4 protein-coding genes, 1 pseudogene and 1 other annotated feature are annotated in these 3,575 nt (G+C 68.1%); of the genes and pseudogenes, 2 read left to right on the forward strand and 3 right to left on the reverse strand.

Annotated elements, in window-relative coordinates; translation table 11 throughout:
• The first annotated feature begins 207 nt into the window (after window positions 1-207).
• Window positions 208-669, forward strand: coding sequence for a CBS domain-containing protein (locus tag VF468_22610; GenBank protein HEX5881082.1), 462 nt, complete (start codon window positions 208-210; stop codon window positions 667-669).
• A 209-nt stretch (window positions 670-878) separates the two neighbouring features.
• A complete protein-coding gene (locus VF468_22615; protein HEX5881083.1) occupies window positions 879-1,268 on the forward strand; it encodes a thioesterase family protein in 390 nt (129 codons plus the stop codon).
• Between the two features lie 142 nt (window positions 1,269-1,410).
• Here VF468_22615 and VF468_22620 read toward each other — a convergent pair.
• The 3 genes and pseudogenes from VF468_22620 to VF468_22630 form a co-directional block, all read right to left on the reverse strand.
• Window positions 1,411-2,636, reverse strand: a protein-coding gene (locus VF468_22620; protein ID HEX5881084.1) for an IS3 family transposase whose coding sequence is annotated in 2 segments (ribosomal slippage) — window positions 1,411-2,357 and window positions 2,357-2,636 — 1,227 coding nt in all. Because the reading frame shifts where the segments join, the coding sequence is not laid out codon by codon here.
• Window positions 2,245-2,358, reverse strand: a sequence feature (AL1L pseudoknot). It overlaps the preceding gene by 114 nt.
• Window positions 2,637-2,700: 64 nt before the next feature.
• Window positions 2,701-2,828, reverse strand: a pseudogene (locus VF468_22625) (IS5/IS1182 family transposase).
• Between the two features lie 334 nt (window positions 2,829-3,162).
• Window positions 3,163-3,465 carry an antibiotic biosynthesis monooxygenase gene (locus VF468_22630; protein ID HEX5881085.1) on the reverse strand — a complete coding sequence of 101 codons (303 nt, stop codon included), beginning with the start codon at window positions 3,463-3,465 and terminating at the stop codon, window positions 3,163-3,165.
• Window positions 3,466-3,575: the final 110 nt, after the last annotated feature.

Here is a 3,575-nt window from a genome sequence, read left to right on the forward strand (position 1 = left end):
GTTGATGTGCTGCCCACGGAGGAGTTCCAGGATGACCACCTTCCCGGAGCGATCAATCTGCCCCTCCGCAGGATCGAGACCGAGGCCAGGAGGGCGCTCGACCCGAGCCGACCCGTCGTCGTGTACTGCTGGGACTCAGCCTGAGACCTCAGTCCACGAGCCGCGTGGCGGCTCGAGAGCCTAGGGTTCGCCGAGGTCTACGACTACATGGACGGTGAGCTGGACTGGTTGGCCGCTGGCCTGCCGACCGAGGGCCGGAACGCCAGCCGGCCTCGGGCCGGCGATGTGGCCCGGCGAGAGGTCCCGACGTGCCGGCTTGACGAGTCGATTGGCGAGGTTCGGGAGCGAGTCCGGGCCGCCGGATGGAATGCCTGCGTGGTCGTGAACGACGAGCGGGTCGTTCTTGGCCTCCTGCGGGCCGAGGAGCTCCGGCGGGGCGACGAGCCGATCGAGCGGGTCATGCGGCCCGGGCCCAGCACGTTCCGCCCCCACGTGCCGATCGAGGAACTGGCCCATCATATGATCCACCACGACCTACCGGCGTCGCCGGTGACCACGTCCGACGGCCGTCTCGTCGGGCTGTTGAGAAGAGAAGACGCGGCCCGGGTCGCGCTGGAGCAGATCAGGACCCAGCAAGCCGACCACAAGGCAGCCGATGACATCCACTGAGGCCCGACCGCCTCCCACCTGCACATTGTGCGGCGTGGTGGTGGAGTGCTGTGCCTTCTGCGAACGAGTGGTCTGCGCCGAGGCCATCTGCTCCCGATGCCTGCGGATCCAGTTCCGAGAGTCCTTGCCTCATCTCCATGTTCACGGGGGATGATCCGCCGTGCTCGGACCTGTGCCCGGCTCGAGCCACGAGCCGTAGGAGGACCCGCATGGGGCTGGAACCCGGGGCGACCAACACCCTCACGGTCGTTGTCGACGAGTCGATGACGGCCGACCGGTTCGGCAACATCGGCGTCCAGGTGCTGGCCACCCCGATGCTGGTGAGCTACTTCGAGCTCGCCGCCCACCAGCTCGCCCTGCCAGCGCTGGAGCCGGGCCAGGGGACGGTGGGATCGCACATCGACATCCGGCACCTGGCGGCCACTCCGATCGGCATGCAGGTCACCGTCCGGGCGACCCTTACCAAGCGCGATGGGCGGCGACTGCGCTTCCGGGTCGAGGCCGACGACGACCACGAGCGTGTCGGGGAGGGCACCCACGAGCGCTTCATCGTCGACATGCAGAGGTTCATGGGACGTATCACCCGCAAGGTCCCCTAAGACAATGAGCGTGGTCGGTCGGACTGTGCCGGGAGCTCCCTGGGCTGGGCGATGTGCGATCCTCTCGCGCTCACCTTGATCACAGAGCGTCGATCAGCAGGTGCCGACTCTCGGGTCACCGCGGTGCTGAACCGCCCCGGGTTCATCGGAGGCTTGATTGCTTGAGTCTGTCGATGCTGTTTGGGGCCTCCCTTCGGTGGTAGGTGGCCTCGAACTCTGCCGGCGGGATGTGGCCGATCGGTTCCAGGAGCCGGCGGTGGTTGAACCAGTCGACCCACTCCAAGGTGGCGTACTCGACCTCGTCGATGCCCTTCCAGGGGCCGCGCCGGCGGATCAGCTCGGTCTTGTACAGCCCGATGATGGTCTCGGCCAGGGCATTGTCGTAGCTGTCGCCGACCGAACCGACCGAGCAGGCCGCGCCGGCCTCGGCCAGCCGTTCGGTGTAGCGGATGGACAGGTATTGGCTGCCCCTGTCGGAGTGATGCACCAGGCCATCCACCTGAGCTTGGCGGCGCCAGATGGCCATCTCCAGGGCGTCCAGGGCCAGGTCGGTGCGCAGCGACCGCGAGGCCTGCCAACCCACGATGAAGCGGCTGAACGCATCGATGACCAAGGCGACATAGACAAAGCCGGACCAGGTCGCCACGTAGGTGAGATCGGCGACCCACAGCTGGTTGGGTCGCTGCGCAGCAAAGTCACGATCCACCAGGTCCGCGGGTCGGGCGGCGGTCGCATCCGGCGTGGTGGTCCGGCGGGGCTTGCCACGCACGGCGCCACGCACGCCCAGCTCACGCATCAGGCGCTCGACGGTGCAGCGGGCCGCCGTGATCCCCTCGCGGTGCAGCTGGCGCCACACCTTGCGGGCGCCGTAGACGCCGAAGTGCTCGGCATGGATCCGGGTGATCTCGGCCTTCAGTTCCTGGTCGCGCAACGCTCGGGCCGAGCTGGGGCGGCGTGTGGCGGCGTGGTAGGTGGACGGGGCGATCGGCAGCAGCCGGCAGATCGGCTCGACCCCATAGCGGTGCCTGTGCTGGTTGATGTAGGCGATCATCTGCTCGGTCGGCGGTCGAGCTCCGCCCCGAAGAAAGCCGCCGCGGACTTCAGGATCTCATTCGCGCGACGCAACTCGCGGACCTCGCGCTCCAGCGTCTTGAGCCGCTCGCGCTCGTCGCTGGTCAGCCCCGGCCGCAGCCCGTCATCAGTCTCGGCGCGACGGACCCACTTGCGAAGGGTCTCCGACGACATCCCGAACTTGTGCGCGATGGAGCAGATCGCCGCCCACTGGGAGGGGTGCTCGTCCTGGTGCTCGAACACCAGCCGGACGGCCCGCTCCCGCAGCTCCTGGGGATACCTGCCTGGTCGTGTCATGGCTCCAACCTCTCACGAGTCGGAGCCTCCAGAAATCCCGGGGCGGTTCAGATCCTGGCAGGTCGCTCATGGTGTCCACACTCGCCCGCGACCAGTCCAGCCGTCCCGCTCACCCAACCGGTCCAGCACCTCCAGATGCAGCTGGTCGGACACGCCGGCCTGGGCCCACTCGGTCAGCCGGCACCAGCAGGTCGCCGGCTGCGGCGTCGCCGTCGGGCAAGTCGTCAGGCCTCGAATCCCGCGAACGGACGGACTTCGATCGGCGCCTTGATGGCATCGGTGACCCTCGACGCCCCACGCCCCAGCCGACTTCAGTCCTGCTGGAGGGTGCCGAGCTGCTGGTGGGACTGCTGCATCTCCTCGTCGGTCATCGGCTCGCGAACCTCGCCGTCGACGCTGTGGACCGACAACAGGTAGTGCGTCATGGTGGAACTCCCCCATATTGGGCGCACGTCCCGCCGCTCACCCTGACACGGTCCGATCGGTTGTCGCTGAGTGCCGTGATCCACCCAGCTTCGACCGGCAGCTACCCAGGCAGCTTGGCCGCCAGGACGTCGACCGGCTCGATGACCGGAGGCTGCGCGAACAGCTCCGGCGCCTGGGCCATCAACGCGGCCGCCACCTGGCCGCCAAGGTGGGCTTGGCGGCCCGCGTCGTCGGGAAAGGCGTCGAAGATCCCAAACTCCGAGGGTCCAAGGCGGACCGCGAACCAGGCGATGGTCGCCGGTTCCTCCTCCACCAGCGCCAAGCCGCCCTCAAGGAAGCTGACCACCTCGGCCTCCTTGCCGGGCGTGGCCACCAGACGAACAAGCAGTCCCACCGTAACCATCACCGCTCTCCTTCCAAGGAGCCGCCGCCACCAAGCAAACCAACCATCAAGCATCATACTGCGGGGGCGCACGCGCTCGGACAGGGAGACGATGCGGTACGGCGACGGCG

It is taken from the genome of Actinomycetota bacterium (genome assembly GCA_036280995.1).
Classification (GTDB): Bacteria; Actinomycetota; CALGFH01; order CALGFH01; family CALGFH01; genus CALGFH01.

What these genes read in the sequence shown, in the direction of transcription:
- VF468_22610 (HEX5881082.1), top strand. Translation starts at nt 208, where the DNA reads ATGGACGGTGAGCTGGACTGGTTGGCCGCTGGCCTGCCGACCGAGGGC.
- VF468_22615 (HEX5881083.1), top strand. Translation starts at nt 879, where the DNA reads ATGGGGCTGGAACCCGGGGCGACCAACACCCTCACGGTCGTTGTCGAC.
- VF468_22630 (HEX5881085.1), bottom strand. Translation starts at nt 3,465, where the DNA reads ATGGTTACGGTGGGACTGCTTGTTCGTCTGGTGGCCACGCCCGGCAAG.